Annotated in this window: 17 protein-coding genes; 4 read left to right on the plus strand and 13 right to left on the minus strand. The window is 74.0% G+C overall.

Annotated elements, in window-relative coordinates; translation table 11 throughout:
- The 3 genes from EFE23_RS12630 to EFE23_RS12640 all read right to left on the minus strand — a co-directional run.
- A partial coding sequence (locus tag EFE23_RS12630) for a hypothetical protein (protein WP_148058440.1) occupies positions 1–218 on the minus strand: 218 nt, incomplete at its 3' end.
- Positions 218–1720 (minus strand): replication-associated recombination protein A, encoded by a 1503-nt coding sequence (locus tag EFE23_RS12635; RefSeq protein WP_123241105.1) that lies wholly within the window; start codon positions 1718–1720, stop codon positions 218–220. The genes EFE23_RS12630 and EFE23_RS12635, both read right to left, overlap by 1 nt.
- Positions 1721–1793: 73 nt before the next feature.
- Positions 1794–2006 (minus strand): hypothetical protein, encoded by a 213-nt coding sequence (locus EFE23_RS12640; RefSeq protein ID WP_123241106.1) that lies wholly within the window; start codon positions 2004–2006, stop codon positions 1794–1796.
- Positions 2007–2123: 117 nt separating this feature from the next.
- Here EFE23_RS12640 and EFE23_RS12645 point away from each other — a divergent pair, with 117 nt between their 5' ends.
- A complete protein-coding gene (locus EFE23_RS12645; RefSeq protein WP_123241107.1) occupies positions 2124–2864 on the plus strand; it encodes a GNAT family N-acetyltransferase in 741 nt (246 codons plus the stop codon).
- 136 nt (positions 2865–3000) lie between these two features.
- On the opposite strand, the gene EFE23_RS12650 is transcribed toward EFE23_RS12645, so the two are convergent.
- From EFE23_RS12650 to aspS, 6 genes are all read right to left on the minus strand, one after another.
- A complete protein-coding gene (locus EFE23_RS12650; RefSeq protein ID WP_123241108.1) occupies positions 3001–4395 on the minus strand; it encodes an MFS transporter in 1395 nt (464 codons plus the stop codon).
- Positions 4392–5018: an ArsR/SmtB family transcription factor gene (locus EFE23_RS29535; RefSeq protein WP_123241109.1), complete on the minus strand. Its 627-nt coding sequence runs from the start codon at positions 5016–5018 to the stop codon at positions 4392–4394. Before EFE23_RS29535 ends, EFE23_RS12650 begins: the two co-directional genes overlap by 4 nt.
- A 72-nt stretch (positions 5019–5090) precedes the next feature.
- Positions 5091–6863: a S8 family serine peptidase gene (locus EFE23_RS29280; protein ID WP_305034503.1), complete on the minus strand. Its 1773-nt coding sequence runs from the start codon at positions 6861–6863 to the stop codon at positions 5091–5093.
- Positions 6839–7120, minus strand: coding sequence for a hypothetical protein (locus EFE23_RS28875; RefSeq protein WP_233600956.1), 282 nt, complete (start codon positions 7118–7120; stop codon positions 6839–6841). Before EFE23_RS28875 ends, EFE23_RS29280 begins: the two co-directional genes overlap by 25 nt.
- Positions 7121–7215: 95 nt before the next feature.
- A complete protein-coding gene (locus EFE23_RS12665) occupies positions 7216–8040 on the minus strand; it encodes an SDR family oxidoreductase (protein ID WP_123241111.1) in 825 nt (274 codons plus the stop codon).
- 59 nt (positions 8041–8099) lie between these two features.
- Positions 8100–9920, minus strand: a complete 1821-nt coding sequence (gene aspS, locus EFE23_RS12670) for an aspartate--tRNA ligase (RefSeq protein ID WP_123241112.1) — start codon at positions 9918–9920, stop codon at positions 8100–8102.
- A gap of 49 nt (positions 9921–9969) precedes the next feature.
- Between aspS and EFE23_RS12675 the strand changes: the two genes are divergently transcribed.
- A complete protein-coding gene (locus EFE23_RS12675) occupies positions 9970–10164 on the plus strand; it encodes a hypothetical protein (RefSeq protein ID WP_123241113.1) in 195 nt (64 codons plus the stop codon).
- A gap of 34 nt (positions 10165–10198) precedes the next feature.
- Positions 10199–10864: a DUF998 domain-containing protein gene (locus tag EFE23_RS12680; protein ID WP_123241114.1), complete on the plus strand. Its 666-nt coding sequence runs from the start codon at positions 10199–10201 to the stop codon at positions 10862–10864.
- On the opposite strand, the gene EFE23_RS12685 is transcribed toward EFE23_RS12680, so the two are convergent.
- Complete coding sequence (locus tag EFE23_RS12685; RefSeq protein WP_123241115.1) at positions 10833–10970, minus strand: hypothetical protein; 138 nt, start codon at positions 10968–10970, stop codon at positions 10833–10835. The two genes, EFE23_RS12680 and EFE23_RS12685, sit on opposite strands and share 32 nt — an antisense overlap.
- Before the next feature lie 201 nt (positions 10971–11171).
- Positions 11172–12218: a S1 family peptidase gene (locus tag EFE23_RS12690; protein WP_123241116.1), complete on the minus strand. Its 1047-nt coding sequence runs from the start codon at positions 12216–12218 to the stop codon at positions 11172–11174.
- Between the two features lie 246 nt (positions 12219–12464).
- On the opposite strand from EFE23_RS12690, the gene EFE23_RS12695 reads away from it, so the two are divergent.
- A complete protein-coding gene (locus EFE23_RS12695) occupies positions 12465–13295 on the plus strand; it encodes an SGNH/GDSL hydrolase family protein (RefSeq protein WP_123241117.1) in 831 nt (276 codons plus the stop codon).
- Between the two features lie 131 nt (positions 13296–13426).
- On the opposite strand, the gene EFE23_RS12700 is transcribed toward EFE23_RS12695, so the two are convergent.
- Together EFE23_RS12700 and hisS are read right to left on the minus strand one after the other, a co-directional pair.
- Entirely contained in the window at positions 13427–14362 is a 936-nt protein-coding gene (locus EFE23_RS12700; RefSeq protein WP_123241118.1) for an acyl-ACP desaturase, read from the minus strand.
- A gap of 51 nt (positions 14363–14413) precedes the next feature.
- Positions 14414–15754, minus strand: a complete 1341-nt coding sequence (gene hisS / locus EFE23_RS12705; protein ID WP_123241119.1) for a histidine--tRNA ligase — start codon at positions 15752–15754, stop codon at positions 14414–14416.
- Between the last annotated feature and the right edge of the window lie 13 nt (positions 15755–15767).

The raw sequence follows: 15767 nt of genomic DNA on the forward strand, positions 1-15767 counted from the left end.
GCCTCGCCGGGGGCCTCGCCGGGGGCCTCGCCGTCCGGGCCGAGTTCGCCGCGCTGCTGCTTCGCGGTCCGCAGGTCGTCGATCCAGCCGAACTCCTCGCCGACGGTCGCCTCGTCCGGCTCGGCGTCGGCCCTGCCCCGGCCCCACCGCCGGCCCTTGGCACGAGGGTCGCGCCGCTCCTCGGGGCCGTCCTCGGGCCGCTCCGGACCACGCGCCATCACTGCTGACCCTCCCCGGCGGCGTCGCCGCCGCTCTCGTTCGCCCCGTGGACGCGCTCCGGACCCGCCGGGCGACCACCGTTCACGGCCGCCGGCACGCCGGCCTCCGCTCCCGCCACCGGGGCCGGCAGGCCGCGCACGATCCGGCGCAGCAGCGGCAGCCGGCCCGCCACCGCCCGCTCCGCACCGTGGCCGCTGGGCCGGTAGTAGTCGGTCCCGACGAGATCGTCCGGAGCGTACTGCTGGGTGACCACCCCACGGTGGTCGTCGTGCGGATAGCGGTAACCGGCACCGTGGCCCAGGCCCCGGGCGCCGGCGTAGTGGGCGTCCCGCAGGCCGCGCGGCACCGGGCCACCCAGGCCGGCGCGTACGTCGGCGAGGGCCGCGCCGATCGCCGTGGTGGCCGAGTTGGACTTCGGGGCGGTGGCGAGGTGGATCACCGCATGGGCCAGGTTGAGCTGCGCCTCGGGCAGGCCCACGTATTCGACGGCGTGCGCGGCCGCGGTGGCGACGGTCAGCGCGGTGGGATCGGCCATGCCGACGTCCTCGCTGGCGAAGATGACCATGCGGCGGGCGATGAACCGGGCGTCCTCGCCGGCCACCAGCATCCGGGCCAGCCAGTGCAGCGCGGCGTCCACGTCCGAGCCGCGCATGCTCTTGATGAACGCGCTGGTCACGTCGTAGTGGGCGTCACCGTCGCGGTCGTACCGGACGGCGGCGACGTCGACCGCCTGCTCGGCGGTGGCCAGGTCGATCCGCCCGGTGCCCCGCGCGGTGGCGGTGGCGGCCGCCGCCTCCAGCGCGGTCAGCGCCTTGCGGACGTCGCCGCCGGCGAGGCGGACCAGGTGGTCCTCGGCCTCGGCCGCCAGGGTGAGCGTGTCGCCCAGCCCGCGCTCGTCGGCGACCGCGCGGCGCAGCAGGCCGCGTACGGCGTCGTCGTCCAGCGGCTGGAGGGTGAGCAGCACGCAGCGGGACAGCAGCGGCGAGATGACCGAGAAGTACGGGTTCTCGGTGGTCGCCGCGAGCAGCGTGACCGTCCGGTCCTCGACCGCGGCGAGCAGCGAGTCCTGCTGGGTCTTGCTGAACCGGTGCACCTCGTCGATGAAGAGCACGGTCTGCGGGCCGCCGGACCGGCGCTGCCGCCGGGCGGTGTCGATCACGGCCCGGACGTCCTTCACGCCGGCGGTCAGCGCGGACATGGCGACGAAGCGGCGGTCGGTGGCCCGGGCGACCAGGTGGGCGATGGTGGTCTTGCCGCTGCCCGGCGGGCCCCAGAGGATCACCGACATCGGCGCGGCGCCCTCGACCAGCTGGCGCAGCGGCGCGCCGGGGGCGAGCAGGTGGTCCTGCCCGACCAGCTCGTCGATGCTGGCCGGCCGCATCCGAACGGGCAGGGGCGAATCGGCGCGCGCGGCGGTGAACGCGTCCACACCGCCGGAACCCGCGGGGGCGCTGGGCGCTCCGGCGGGTTCGCCGAGGGTGAAGAGGGCGTCGGACTCCATCACGAGAACAGTACCGGGCGCGGCCGACGGCGCTGGAATCGCGCCGTGGCCGCGCCCGGATGATCTGTTCCGGTCAGCCGCGTCCCGGCCGCCGGCCGCGGTACCAGCGGCCCCGGCCGCCGCCGCCCGGGCCGTTGCCGACCCCGGCCAGGTAGAGGGAGAGCAGCAGGAAGCCGATGAGCATGAGGGTGTGCGTGTTGAACAGGTCCGGCGCGCCGAGGTTGGTGTTCAGGAAATCGAGCAGGAGCGCGAAGCCGAACACGATGGCCGCGAGAATGGCGAGCATCTTCGTTCCTCCGGTGGGGGGTCCCAGTAGGTCGGCGAGGGATGTACCCAATCGGTCTGTTCGTCAATCTCCACCCTGGACCCGGCCGTCCGGCGGCACCGGTCGTACGCTGACGGCATGATCATCGCCGACCAGGTCCTGGTGGGTCGGGACACGCTTCTCGCCGCCGCCGACCACCACCCGTACGCCCGGCACGCGCTCTGGCGCGACCAGGAGGCGCGGGGGTGGCGGCGCGACGGCGCGGTGGGCTGGCTGCTCCCGCCGGGGCAGGGGCCGGCGGGTGGGGCGCTCGGGCCGGCCGGGCCGGCGCTGGAGGTCTTCGCCGGCCTCGTCGCGGACGGGACACTGCGCGCCGGCCACTGGCTGCACCTGCCCCGGACCTCGGCGGACCAGCTGGCCGGCCGGTTCACCGTCGCCCGGCTCGACGAGTGGGACTTCCTCTGGACCACGACGGCCCCGCCCGAGCAGGCCGGGGAGGACCGGGTGGTCCGCCTCACCGAGGCCGACCACCCGGCGCTCGACGCGCTCATCGAGTACTCCTTCCCCACCACGACCTCCCGCCCGGGCGACCCGCGCATCGTCGACTGGTACGGCATCCGGGACGGCGACCGCCTGATCGCCTGCGGCACCGACCGGAGCCGGGGCGACATCGGTTTCCTCGCCGGCCTCACCGTGGCGGCCGACCGGCGGGGGCGCGGCCTCGGCGCGGCGCTCACCGCGGGGATGACCCGGGCCCTGCTCGGCCGGTACGACCACGTCGCGCTCGGCGTGTACACCGACAACGTCGGCGCGATCCGGCTCTACCGCCGCCTCGGCTACACCGGCGCCGAGCCCCGCAGCTCGGTCCACCTGGGCTGATTCGTTCCGCTACAAACTTGATGACGCAGACGGATCGGGTGTCCCCGGGCCATCCGCCGGGCGTGACTCGTTCGCGTCATCAAGTTCGTGGCGTCCTGCCACCCTTGCCCGCCCGGCGGCGTTCGACCCGGGTCGGTCAGGCGGACCGGGTAGCGGCACCGGCCGCGCGGGCCGGGTCCGCTGTGGGGGCGGCCACCGGCGCGGGGCCGGCCAGGCTTCCGTCCGGACCGGTCGCCGCGGCCGGACTTGCCTCGCCGGACCGCACCGCCTCGGCCGTCGCGGGCGCGTCTTCTTTGGCGGACCGGCTCGCCCGCCAGGCCGGCAGGTAGAGCGGGGCGCCCAGGGCGAGCACCACCGCGCCGACCAGCATGGCGACGCTGACGCTGGTGCGGTCGGCGAGGGCGGTCAGCCCGACCGCGCCGAGCGCCCCGGCCGGCTGGGCCATCATCGAGTTCATCGACAGCACGCTGGTCCGGTACGGCCCGTCGACCTGCCGGTGCAGCAGCCCCATGTGCAGCGGGTTCGACGCCCCGTGCACGGTGTAGCAGGCCAGGTACGCGACGAGCACCCCGACCGGGCCGGCGAGCAGCCCCATGCCGACCACCGTGACGCCCTGGAGGATCCGCATGAGCGCCGCGGCGGGTGCGGCCCCCAGCCGGCGCAGCAGGAACGGGGTCAGCGCGGCGCCGGCCGCGTTGGCCAGCCAGGCCGCCGAGCCGGCCGGACCGAGCAGGGCCGCGGCGCGGTCCGCGCCCCCGACCACCTCGGCGAGCCGGACCGGCAGCAGCGACTCGAAGGTGACCATGCCGAAGCCCCAGAACAGCTCGACCGCGACGAGCGCCAGCAGCACCCGGGAACGGCGGAGCAGGCCGACCGCCTGCCCGATCATCCGGGGCGCCTCGACCACCGAGGCGCGCAGCGCGCTCACACCCTTGGCGGGCCGGTTCTCGACCAGCATCACCAGCAGCGCCACGACCGAGATCGCCTGGAGCACGATGGCCACCAGCACCGGCAGGGTCAGCGCGCTGATCGGCCCGACCGGGCCGAGCGCGACCAGGCCCCCGCTGAGCAGCGCACCGGCGCCGATGGCGAGACCGATGACCATGCCGGCGTGGCCGAGACCGTGCTCGTACTCGGCGTCCGGGTCGGCGGCCAGGGTGGCGTCGACGTACCAGGATTCGAGGGGGCCGCTGTCCAGCGCCCGGTAGATGCCCTGCAACGCCCAGACCAGCGCGAAGAGCCAGAATGAGTCGGCCACCGCGAACAGCACCAGCGAGACCAGGCAGATCAGCCAGGCGACGACGAGGACCGGCTTGCGGCCGAGCGCGTCGGCGAAGCCGCCGGTGGGCAGCTCCAGCGCGAGCACGACCAGCCCCTGGGCGGTGGCCACCAGGCCGATCTGGGACAGCGACAGGCCGCGCTCCTGCATCAGCAGGATCATCACCGGGATCAGCAGGCCGCCGGGGAGCCAGCGCAGCGCGTAGAGGGTGAGGTAGCGGAACCGGACCTGGCGTACGGACAGGGTGCTCACGGCTTCTCCTCGGCGGTGGGTGGGGTGGCGGGCCGCAGGTCCGCCGGGAGCGGCAGGGCGGCGAGGTAGATCTGCACCTGCTCGGCGCCGGGCTCGGTCGGGTCGGCCTCCTCGCGGTAGCGGTCGAGGATCTGCCACAGCTCCGCCTTCAGCGCCTCGAGCCGGGTGTGCGGGATCGTCATGAAGATGTCGCCCATGCCGAAGGCGTCGCGCCAGGCGGGCGACCACTCGTGGCGCACGGCGAACCACCGCTCGGCGATCTCGGCGAACTGCCGCACCTGCTCGCCCTCGATCCACTCGATCGCGGCGCGGGCGTCCGCGTCGTCGTCGAAGTCGGTGGGCTCCCAGTTGGTCACGTCGTGCGCCGCCCGCCAGAACCGCTGCCGGCCGGTGCCGAGCTCCGAATCCTCCGCGACCAGGCCGACCTCGGCGAGCTGGCGCAGGTGGTAACTGGTCGCCCCGGTGTTGGTGCCGAGCAGCTCGGCGAGCTTCGTGGCGGTCGCCGGGCCGCGGACCCGCAGCGCGCCGAGCAGCCGCGTGCGCAGCGGGTGTGCCAGGACGCGTACCTGCTGGTGAGAGAGCCGAACGGCCCGTGGCGCGGGACGCGCCCCTTCGTTCTCCATGCTGTGCACAATATCTGCGCACACTTCCTTTGCACAAGACTTCTGCAAAGGAAGTGTGCACAGCTCGAGCCGTCAGCGGATCACGGTTACCTCCGGCGAGGTCCACGTCTCGGTGCCCGGCGCCCGGTCCGGGTCACCCGACGCCTTGTCGAAGACCAGCCGCAACCGGTACGTGCCGGCCGGTGCGGGTGCGCCGTCGGCCAGGGTGGCGTCCCACCGGTAGAACTCGACGCCGGTGCCCGCGCCGGAGTTCCGGGCCACCCAGGAGGCGTCGTAGGGCGTGGCCACCACCGCGCCGGAGGCGTCCAGGACCTCGAGTCGCAGCCGCTCGAGCAGCGGATGCCCGTGCGACAGCATGACCCAGGCCGCGTCGTTGGCCGTGCCGGTGTCGGTGCGGTCGACGCTGATCGGCAGGTTCTTTCCGAAGCTGAAGTAGCCCGGGCGCAGCGCCGGATTGTCCAGCTTGGTGTTGACGGCGGTGAAGGTGGGGTTGATCGCGGAGACCGCGTCGTAGTCCCCGGCCAGCCCCAGGTAGGGCACCCGGATCTCCGGGCTGTCCGCGCCGGCCCGGGTGAACTCCACCCAGCCGCCGAACAGGGTGCCCACCGGCACCTCGGCGGGCTGGCGCAGGTGCACGGTGACGCTGGTGCTGCCGCCGGCCGGCACGCTGAACTCGCTCCGGCCCTCGACCGTCACCTCGCCGGCGGCGTCCAGCGGCTGCCAGTAGCTGGTGTAGGGCGGCGCGGCCGAGATCGCGGCGCGGTGCCCGACCACGTACGTGGCGGGATGGTCGGTCGGGTTGTGCACCGTGATCCGGCGGATCTCCTCGCGCCCCTCGAGGTCGCCCAGGGCCAGCCGGCTCGGGCTCGCGGCCGCCCGCCGGCCGGAGACCGCGGCGAGGGCGGCCACCGCGTCGACCCGGCCGGCGCCCTGCTGGGCGACGGGGTGCGGGCCACGCCGGCGGTCACCGGTCAGGGCGAGCGGGGTGGCGGTGTTCTGCAGGGCGGCGCGGACCTCCGCCGGGGTGAGGCCCGGGTGCGCCTGGAGCAGCAGCGCGACGACCCCGGCGACGTGCGGCGCCGCCATCGAGGTGCCGGAGTTCACCCCGTACCAGTTGAGGCCGCGCGGCAGCGCCGAGAAGATGTAGCCGCCCGGGGCGGCGATGTCGGGCTTGAACTCCAGCTCGTTGCCCGGACCCCAGGAGGAACCCTGGTCCATCAGTCCGGCCAGGTCGGCACCGAGCGGGCTGCCCGCGTACGCCCCCCAGGTGAGCCGGGTGCCGGCGGGCGCGGCGAGGATGCGGCGGGCGTCGGTCTCCCGGATGTTCACCACCGGGATCGGGCTCGAACCACAGCAGGGCTGACCGGCGATCACGTCGGGCGCGGTGGCCGGGTTGTGGTAGATGCCGGCGACCGCACCGGCGGCGGCGGCCGTCCGGGCCACGTCCATCGGGCGGCAGGTGTAGCCCCCGGCGGCCGGGGTGAAGACCGCGATCCGCCCGGCGAGGCTGCCCGCCGGCAGTGGATCGCAGCTCGCGACGATCGCGGTGGCCTCCGCGCCGCCGCTCGCCGGGGTGGCCGGGCCGCGCCCGGAGACCTCGTACGGGACGGGTGCCGCGGAGCCGTCGTCGAGGGTGAACGCGAGGTACGGGTAGCGGCTGCTGTAGGTGCTCCCCACCGCGATCGCGCCGTCGGCCACCGCCGGCGACCCGGCGTTGAAGGGGCCCGCGTACCCGTTGCCGACGGCGACGGCCACCGGCACGCCGGACTCGACGAGGCGGTTCACGGCGAGCGCGAGGACGTCGCTGCTCCGCTTGCCCTTCACGCCGAGGCTGAGGTTGACCACGTCCACGCCGTCGGCGGCGGCCTGGTCGAGCGCGGCGATGAGGAGGTCGTCCGTCGCCGCGCGCGGTCGACCGCGGCTCGGGCGGCGGGACGCTCGGCGGGAGCCGCCTGCTGGGCGGCGGGCGCACTGTCGAGCGCGACGATCCGGGTGACGGTGGGACCGGAGCCGGCGTCGCCGGCGGCCTGCGCCGCGCCACCCGGCACGGCGAGCGGCACCAGCAGGAGGGCAGCCGCCATGGTGAGTTTGCGTGGGGACATGGCCTGGCAGCGTAGACAGCAGAAAGCGCTGGTCAGCCGCTCCGCGCTGGCGAAGATCCGCCATGGCGGCGACCCGCCCCCGGTGCGCCGGTCCGTCAGCCCCCGGCCGGCGGTGCGAGCAGCTCGCGGACGCCGCGCAGCCGGGTACGGAGCAGGCCGGCGGCGCGGGAGGAATCGAGGCGTACCTCGGTGGGCCGGTGCAGGCCGGCGGCGACCGTGGTGGTGGTCTTCATGCCCGCCGGGTCGAGGCCGAACCGGCGGGCGACCAGCAGCCCCAACTCGTCCCGGCTGACCGCGTCCAGGCCGGCCACGTTGAGCGGGCCGGCGTGGTCGGAGCCGACCAGCTCCAGCACGGCGGCGGCCAGGTCCGCCACGTCCACCGGGCACCGGACCTCGTCGGTGAAGAGCGACATGCGGCCGGCCAGGGCGTCCCGGCAGAGCTGGATCTGCTTGCTCCCCTCCCCCACGATCAGCGAGGTCCGCACCAGCACCGCCCCCGGGTCGGCCGCCCGCACCGCCGTCTCCGCCGCCGCCTTCGCCGCCCCGTACGGGAACACCGGGGACGGCACGTCGTCGTCCCGGTACGGCTCCGGGCGCCCGCCGTGCAGCGCGTCGCTGGACAGGTGCACCAGCCGGGCCCCCACCTCGGCCGAGGCGTACCCGACGTGGGCCGCCCCGTCCGCGGTCACGGTCCAGTCGTCGTACCGGTAGGGGGTGCTGACCACGGCGTCGGGGCGTACCTCGGTCAGCAGCGCGCGCACGGCGGCGCGGTCGGTGACGTCGAGCCGGCGGGCCGCGACGCCCGGCACCGCGACGGCGGCCGAGTGGTACGTGCCGACCACCGACTCGCCGGCGGCGACCGCCTGCCGGCAGACCTCGGCGCCGAGGAAGCCGCTGGCCCCCACCACGAGCAGTGTCACGTCGTCCCCCAGACATCGAGAAGGCCCGCGTCATCCGGACGCGGGCCTTCTGATCAGGATCAGGTCGGGTCGGCCACCGGGGCGGCCGGGCCGGCGGTGCCGGCGTGCGGGCCGGTCGGCGCCTTGGGCTTGGCGTCGATGCCGGCCTCGGCGCGCTGCTGCCCGGTGATCGGCGTCGGCGCACCGGTCAGCGGGTCGAAGCCGCCCCGGGTCTTCGGGAAGGCGATGACCTCGCGGATCGAGTCGGCGCCGGCCAGCAGCATGCAGACCCGGTCCCAGCCGAACGCGATGCCGCCGTGCGGCGGGGCGCCGTACTTGAACGCCTCCAGCAGGAAGCCGAACTTGTCCTGCGCCTCCTCGGCGGTGATGCCGAGCAGGTCGAAGACCCGCTGCTGCACGTCGCCGCGGTGGATACGGATCGAGCCGCCGCCGATCTCGTTGCCGTTGCAGACGATGTCGTACGCGTACGCCAGGGCGCGGTCCGGGGCCTCCTCGAACCGGTCCACCCACTCGGCGTTCGGCGAGGTGAACGGGTGGTGCACGGCGGTCCAGCCACCCACTCCACCGTTCTCGTCCGACGTCCGTTCGAACATCGGCGCGTCGACCACCCAGCAGAACGCCCAGGCGCTCTCGTCGACCAGGTTGGCCCGCTTGGCGATCTCGACCCGGGCCGCGCCGAGCAGCTCCTGCGCCTCCCGGGCGTCGGTGCCGGCGGCGAAGAAGATCGCGTCGCCGGGCTTCGCGCCGACCGCGTCGGCCAGCCCGGCCAGGTGCGCCTCGGAGAGGTTCTTCGCCACCGGGCCGCGCGGCTCGCCGGTCTCCGCGTCGAGCACCACGTACGCCAGGCCGCGGGCGCCGCGCGCCTTGGCCCAGTCCTGCCAGCCGTCCAGCTCCTTGCGGGTCTGGGCGGCGCCGCCCGGCATCACCACCGCGCCCACGTACCCACCGGCGTCGATCGCGCCGGCGAACACCCGGAACTCGGTGCCGCGCAGGTAGTCGGTCAGCTCGGTCAGCTCGACGCCGTAGCGCAGGTCCGGCTTGTCCGAGCCGTACCGGGACATCGCGTCGTGCCAGGTGATCCGCGGGATCGGCCGGGGGATCTCGTAGCCGGCCAGGTCGGACCAGAGCGCCCCGACGATCGCCTCGCCGAGCTCGATCACGTCGTCCTCGGTGACGAAGGACATCTCGATGTCGAGCTGGGTGAACTCCGGCTGCCGGTCGGCGCGGAAGTCCTCGTCCCGGTAGCAGCGGGCGATCTGGTAGTACCGCTCCATGCCGCCGACCATGAGCAGCTGCTTGAACAGCTGCGGCGACTGCGGCAGCGCGTACCAGCTGCCCGGCTGGAGCCGGACCGGGACCAGGAAGTCGCGGGCGCCCTCCGGGGTGGAGCGGGTCAGCGTCGGGGTCTCGATCTCTAGGAAGTCCCGCTCGTGCAGCACCGTGCGGGCGAGCTGGCTGGCCCGCGAGCGCAGCCGCAGCGCCTTCGCCGGGCCGCTGCGGCGCAGGTCCAGGTAGCGGTACTTGAGCCGGATGTCGTCGCCGGCCTCCACCTGGTCGTCGACCGGCAGCGGCAGCGGCGCGGCCTCGGAGAGCACCTCCAGCGCGGTGGCGGTCACCTCGACCTCGCCGGTGGGCAGGTCGGGGTTCTCGTTGCCCTCCGGGCGGCGGGTCACCTCGCCGGTGACCTTCACGCAGAACTCGTTGCGCAGCGCGTGCGCGTCCTCCTCCCGGAAGACGACCTGCACCACGCCGGAGGCGTCGCGCAGGTCGACGAAGATGACGCCGCCGTGGTCGCGCCGGCGGGCCACCCACCCGGCGAGGGTCACCGTCGAGCCGGCGTCCGCCGCGCGCAGGCTTCCGGCATTGTGGGTACGGATCACGGCTTGCGTCTCCTCATCGCTGTACGGGCTGCCCCCGCATTCTGTCAGCTTGGCGGAGCGCGCCCCGCGCCACCCGGCAACCCGGTCACCCGGCCGACCGGGCTCGTACGCGGACGCCCACGAGGGCGCGCCGGTCACCCTCTCCGCCGACGTGGCCGGCGCCGACGAGCTGATCCTGTCGGTGCGCTGCCAGTTCCCCGGGTCCATCGTGGTGCGCACCGACGCCCGGATCACCCGGGCCTGACCCGCGACCGGCCGCCGGCGGTTACCGTGGCCGGATGCGAGCCGTACCGGTCTGGGCGGTGGCCACGGCCGCAGCGGCGCCGGTCCTGCTGGTGACCGGCTGGACGGTGGCGGGCGCCCGGCAACCGCCCGGGTACGACCCGGTCCGGGACACGCTCAGCGAACTCGCCAGCCCGGGTGCCACCGACCGGTGGATCATGAGCGGCTGCCTGGTCCTGCTCGGCTGCTGCTACCTGGCCACCGCCGCCGTGCTGCACGCCGCGGGGCTGCCCGCCCGGTTCCTGCTCGGCGTGGGCGGCGCGGCCACCGTCGCGCTGATCGCCGTTCCCCGCCCGCCGGTCGGCGGCTCGCCGGCACACGGCACCGTGGCGACGGTCGCCGTGCTCGCACTGGTCTTCTGGCCGGCCGGTACGGCCCTCGGGCTGCCCCGGGCGGCGGTCCACGCGGCGCCGCCGTGGGCGTTCCGGCGGCCGGTGGCGCTGACCGCGACGGCGCTGCTGCTGGTGCTCTTCGGCTGGTTCGTGGCGGAGGTGACCGACGGGTCCCGGACCGGCCTGGCGGAGCGGGTGACCGCCGTGGCGGTCGCGCTGTGGCCGCTGCTCGCGGTCCTCTCCGCCCGCCGGGCCCACCGGCGCTGGTCCGCGGGCCCGCCGCCACCGACCCGGCCGGTCAGTCCTGGTCGGCCGGCAGCAGGTGGTTGACCCGTACGTCGTCCTCGGCCAGGTCCAGGGCCCGCTCCTCGGCCGCCCGGTCCGCCCGGGTGAGCCGGCCGCCGTGCTGGCGTAGGTGCTCGTCCCAGGACGGCATCCGGTAGACCTCGACAAAGGCTGCGGAACGCGGCGATCCGCAGCGGCGCCCAGGCGGAGGCGGGCGGGTGGACCGTGGTCGCGGGGGTGCTCATCGGCGGGAACGTACCCCGCCGGTGGTGGCCCAGTCCCCGGTACGGGCCGTGCGCCGGGAAGCGCGGAGCGGGCCGCCGGTCGCCCGGCGGCCCGCTGGCGGGATCGATCAGTAGACGCTGACGCCGTAGACGCTCAGCGGCTCGGTGACCGGCTGGAAGTAGGTGGTGCCGCCGGAGGAGCAGTTGCCGCTGCCGCCGGAGGTGAGGCCCAGCGCGGTGCTGCCGGCGAAGAGCGAGCCGCCGCTGTCGCCGCCCTCGGCGCAAACGTTGGTCCGGATCAGACCGGACACGCTGCCCTCGGCGTAGTTCACCGTGGCGTTGAGCGCCTGGACGGAGCCGCTGCGCAGGCCGGTAGTGCTGCCGGAACGCTTCACTGCCTGGCCGACGTACGCGTTACCCGCGGCGGTGATGTCCTGGTAGCTGCCGTTGTAGAGGTAAACGTTGCCCGGCTGCGAGGCGATGCTGTACCGCACGATGCCGTAGTCGTTGCCGGGGAAGCTGGTGCCGGCCCGGGTGCCCAGCACGGACGTCTGGCTGGAGTTCGAGTACCAGGTCGAGCCCAGGTTGGTGCAGTGGCCCGCGGTGAGGAAGTAGTAGGTGGAACCGCTGCGCACGTTGAAGCCGAGCGAGCAGCGGTAGCCGCCCGTGTAGATGGCCTGGCCGCCGGAGATGCGGGTGGTGAGCACGCCGGGCTCGGCCTCGATGCGGACGGTGCCGCCGGTGCGGGCGGCGGCGGCCTTGACCCGCTCCAGCTTGGCGCCGGTGACCGTGCTGTCCACGGAGACGACGACCTGGTTGGTGGCCGGGTCGGTCCACCAGGCGGTGCCCGGGATCTTGGCGGAACGCTCCAGCTCGGCGGTGGCGGCGCGGAGCTGGTCGGCGCCGCGGGTGACGATCTTCGCGGTCGCGCCGGCGGCGCGCACCTGGCGGGCGGCCGCGGCGTCGGTCACCGCGACGATCATCTTGCCGCTGGCGTCGGCGTACGTGCCGGCGGCCCGGTCGCCGAGTCGGGTGGCGAGAGCGGCGGCGGCGTCGGGGGACGCGGGCGAGGCAGGGGCCGCCTGGGCGGGTGCGCCGAGCAGCGAGCCGGTGACCAGGGTGCCGGCCACGGCGATGGCGGCGGCGCGGCGCAGCGAGGACCTCGTGGGTCGCATGTAACAACCTCCGGATGGGGGTGACGGGCTCCGTCACAGGTACGGGCCCGAGGACAACCCGGCCGACCTGGGGAAACCGGCCGAGCGACCCAAGTATTCACATATTTAAGATCGTAGGCAAGAGGTCCTTTGCCCGAATTCGCCCCGCCGCCTCCGGTAACCGCCACGCAACATTGTGGACATAGAACAGCGCCTATACCATCTGGTCACCGCAGTCACGCCGGCACCCGTGATCCGGAGGCCACCATGACCCTCACCCGCCGCGCGCTGGCCGCCCTCGCCAGCGCCACCGCCCTCGTCCTGCTCGCCGCCAGTCCCGCCGTCGCCGCCGCCACCCCGCCACCCAACTCGATGGCCAGCCTGGGTGACTCGATCACCCGCGGCTTCAACGCCTGCGGCTGGTACTCCGACTGCACCTCGCGCTCGTTCAGCACCGGCGACTACTCCAGTGTGAACAGCCACTACCTGCGGATCCGCGTAGTCAACCCGAACATCCAGGGCCGCAACTACAACGACGCCAAGACCGGGGCCAAGTCCGCCGACATGTACGGCCAGGCGGGCAGCGCGGTCAGCCAGGGCGTCGAGTACGTCACCATGCTGATCGGCGCCAACGACGCCTGCACCAGCTCGGAATCCACCATGACCTCGGTGGCCACCTTCCGGGCGAACATCGACAGCGCGCTCAACCGGATCAAGGCCGGCCTGCCCAACGCCCGGGTGGCCGTGATCAGCATCCCCGACATCTACCGCCTGTGGTACGTGGGCCAGGGCAGCAGCAGCGCGCGTACGGCCTGGTCGCTCTTCGGGATCTGCCAGTCCATGCTGGCGAACCCGACGTCCACCAGCCAGACCGACGTGGACCGCCGGGCCCGGGTCCGGCAGCGGGTGATCGACTTCAACACCCAGCTCGCCCAGGCCTGCGCCGTGTACGGGGCGAACTGCGACTTCGACGACAACGCCGTGTTCAACTACCCGTTCGCGCTGAATCAGGTCTCCACCTGGGACTACTTCCACCCGAACACCAGCGGACAGGCGGTGCTCGCCAGCATCTCCTACGCCAACGGCTTCGGCTGGTAGCGCCCCCGCCCTCCCTCGCGCCGCAGCCATGGCCACTCTTTCGCGGAAAGAGTGGCCATGGCGCTCGACATGAGCCCTCTTTCCCGGAAACTGCGCCTACGGCGCGGCGAGCCGGACGCGGTGAGGCGGGGTCAGCGGGCGGCGGCGAGGCGGGCGGCGCGGGCGGCGCGCTTCTCCTCGAAGCGGGCGGCCTGGCTCTCCAGGGTGTCCAGGTGGGCGGCGATCTGGTCGCGGGCGGCCTCACCGTCGGCGTCCAGCCCGGTCGCCTCGAAGAGGTTCCACTGGCGCAGCACCGGCACGACCACCTCGTCGCGGTGCTGGCGCAGGTCGTAGATGCCGGCCAGGGCGATCGCCACCGACTTGCGCGCGAAGCCCTCGATGCCGACACCGGGCATCTGGAAGTCGGCCAGCACGTCGGCCACCGCCCGCATCGCCTGGTTCGGGGCCAGCTCGAAGGCCGCGCCGAGCAGGTTGCGGTAGAAGACCATGTGCAGGTTCTCGTCGGCGGCCACCCGGGCCAGCAGCGCCTCGCAGGTGGGATCGCCGGTGGCCCGGCCGGTGTTGCGGTGCGAGATCCGGGTGGCCAGCTCCTGGAACGAGACGTACGCCAGCGAGTGCAGGACCTCGTCGTCGTGGGTGTTCACGTAGCCGGCCGACATGTGCGTCATCCGGGCCCGTTCGAGGGCCACCGGGTCGACCGCCCGGGTCGCCGTGAGGTAGTCGCGGATGGCGGTGCCGTGCCGGCCCTCCTCGGCGGTCCACCGGTGCACCCAGGTCCCCCACGCCCCGTCCCGGCCGAAGAGCGTGGCGATCTCGTGGTGGTACGAGGGCAGGTTGTCCTCGGTGAGCAGGTTGACGATCAGCGCGGTCCGGGCCACCTCGGGCAGCGTGCTGTCCGCCTCCGACCAGGCCTCGCCGCCGAGCGGACCGTCGAAGGTGCGCCCCTCGCTCCACGGCACGTACTCGTGCGGGAACCACTCCTTGGCCAGTGACAGGTGCCGGTCGAGGTTCTTCTCGACGACGGGTTCGAGTTCGAGGAGCAGGGCGGTCTGGCTGAGCACGGTCACGACGATCTCCCTACGGTGGCGTAACTTACGCCACCGTAGGTCCAATCGTCGTCAGGCGCCAGCGGCGGCCGGTCCGACCAGCGGCTTCAGGTCGGCCCGCGGCGGGTTCCACTCCCCCGCCGCGGCGGCCACCTGCTCGCCCGAACGGATGTCCTTCACCTCGTCACCCTCGGCACCCGGGAACCAGACGTACGGGATGCCGCGCCGCTCGGCGTACCGGATCTGCTTGCCGAACTTGGCCGCGCTCGGCGACACCTCGGTGGGGATGCCCCGGGAGCGCAACGCCTCGGCGACCGCGTTGCTGGCCGACCGCTCCTCCTCGGTGGTCACCGCGACCAGCACGCAGGTCGGCACGTCCCGGGAGACCGCGAGCGCGCCCGCGCCGAAGAGCAGGCCGAGCAGCCGGGTCACCCCGATCGAGATGCCCACCCCCGGGAAGCGGACGTTCCCGGAGCTGGCCAGGTTGTCGTAGCGGCCCCCGGAGCAGATCGAGCCGAACCGCTCGTAGCCGATCAGCTGCGTCTCGTAGACCGTGCCGGTGTAGTAGTCCAGGCCCCGGGCGATGCGCAGGTCGGCGACGCAGAGCCCGGGCGAGTGCGCGGCGGCGGTCTCCACCACCGCGACCAGCTCCGCGATGCCCTCGTCGAGCAGCGGGTCGCTCACCCCGAGGGCACGCACCGCGTCGGCGAACGAGGCGTCCGGCGCGGAGATCTCCGCCAGCGCCAGGCACGCCTTGGCCTGCGCCTCGCTCGCCCCGGCGGTCTCCGCCAGCAGCTCGGCCACCCTCGCCGGACCGATCTTGTCGAGCTTGTCGACCGCGCGCAGGGCGGCCTCCGGGTCAGTGAGCCCGATGCCCCGGTAGAAGCCCTCGCAGATCTTGCGGTTGTTGACCTGGATCCGCACCGGCGGGATCGGCAGCGAGCGCAGCGCGTCGCCGATGACCAGCGGCATCTCGGCCTCGTAGTGGGCCGGCAGGGTGTCCCGGTCGACGATGTCGATGTCGGCCTGGAGGAACTCCCGGTAACGCCCCTCCTGCGGGCGCTCCCCCCGCCACACCTTCTGGATCTGGTAGCGGCGGAACGGGAACTGCAGCTTGCCGGCGTTCTCCAGCACGTACCGGGCGAACGGCACGGTCAGGTCGAAGTGCAGTCCGAGGGCGTCGTCGCCGGCCGGACCGTCGGTGTCGGCCTGGAGCCGGCGCAGCACGTAGACCTCCTTCGAGGTCTCCCCCTTGCGCAGCAGCTGGTCCAGCGGCTCGACCGAGCGGGTCTCCAGCGGCGCGAAGCCGTACAGCTCGAAGGTGGCGCGGATCCGGTCGAGCACGAACTGCTCGATCATCCGCTGGGCGGGCGTCCACTCCGGGAAGCCGGAGATGGGCGTGGGCTTGCTCATGGCGTACTCCCTT

This window comes from Micromonospora solifontis (assembly GCF_003725545.1).
Lineage (GTDB): Bacteria > Actinomycetota > Actinomycetes > Mycobacteriales > Micromonosporaceae > Micromonospora > Micromonospora solifontis.

Bases quoted from the DNA above. Each gene is read 5' to 3' on its own strand.
- EFE23_RS12680 (WP_123241114.1), top strand. From the start codon at position 10,199: ATGCGAGCCGTACCGGTCTGGGCGGTGGCCACGGCCGCAGCGGCGCCG.
- EFE23_RS12635 (WP_123241105.1), bottom strand. From the start codon at position 1,720: ATGGAGTCCGACGCCCTCTTCACCCTCGGCGAACCCGCCGGAGCGCCC.
- EFE23_RS12640 (WP_123241106.1), bottom strand. From the start codon at position 2,006: ATGCTCGCCATTCTCGCGGCCATCGTGTTCGGCTTCGCGCTCCTGCTC.
- EFE23_RS12690 (WP_123241116.1), bottom strand. From the start codon at position 12,218: ATGCGACCCACGAGGTCCTCGCTGCGCCGCGCCGCCGCCATCGCCGTG.
- hisS (WP_123241119.1), bottom strand. From the start codon at position 15,754: ATGAGCAAGCCCACGCCCATCTCCGGCTTCCCGGAGTGGACGCCCGCC.
- EFE23_RS12685 (WP_123241115.1), bottom strand. From the start codon at position 10,970: ATGCCGTCCTGGGACGAGCACCTACGCCAGCACGGCGGCCGGCTCACC.
- EFE23_RS12695 (WP_123241117.1), top strand. From the start codon at position 12,465: ATGACCCTCACCCGCCGCGCGCTGGCCGCCCTCGCCAGCGCCACCGCC.
- EFE23_RS29535 (WP_123241109.1), bottom strand. From the start codon at position 5,018: ATGGAGAACGAAGGGGCGCGTCCCGCGCCACGGGCCGTTCGGCTCTCT.
- EFE23_RS28875 (WP_233600956.1), bottom strand. From the start codon at position 7,120: ATGTCCCCACGCAAACTCACCATGGCGGCTGCCCTCCTGCTGGTGCCG.
- EFE23_RS12645 (WP_123241107.1), top strand. From the start codon at position 2,124: ATGATCATCGCCGACCAGGTCCTGGTGGGTCGGGACACGCTTCTCGCC.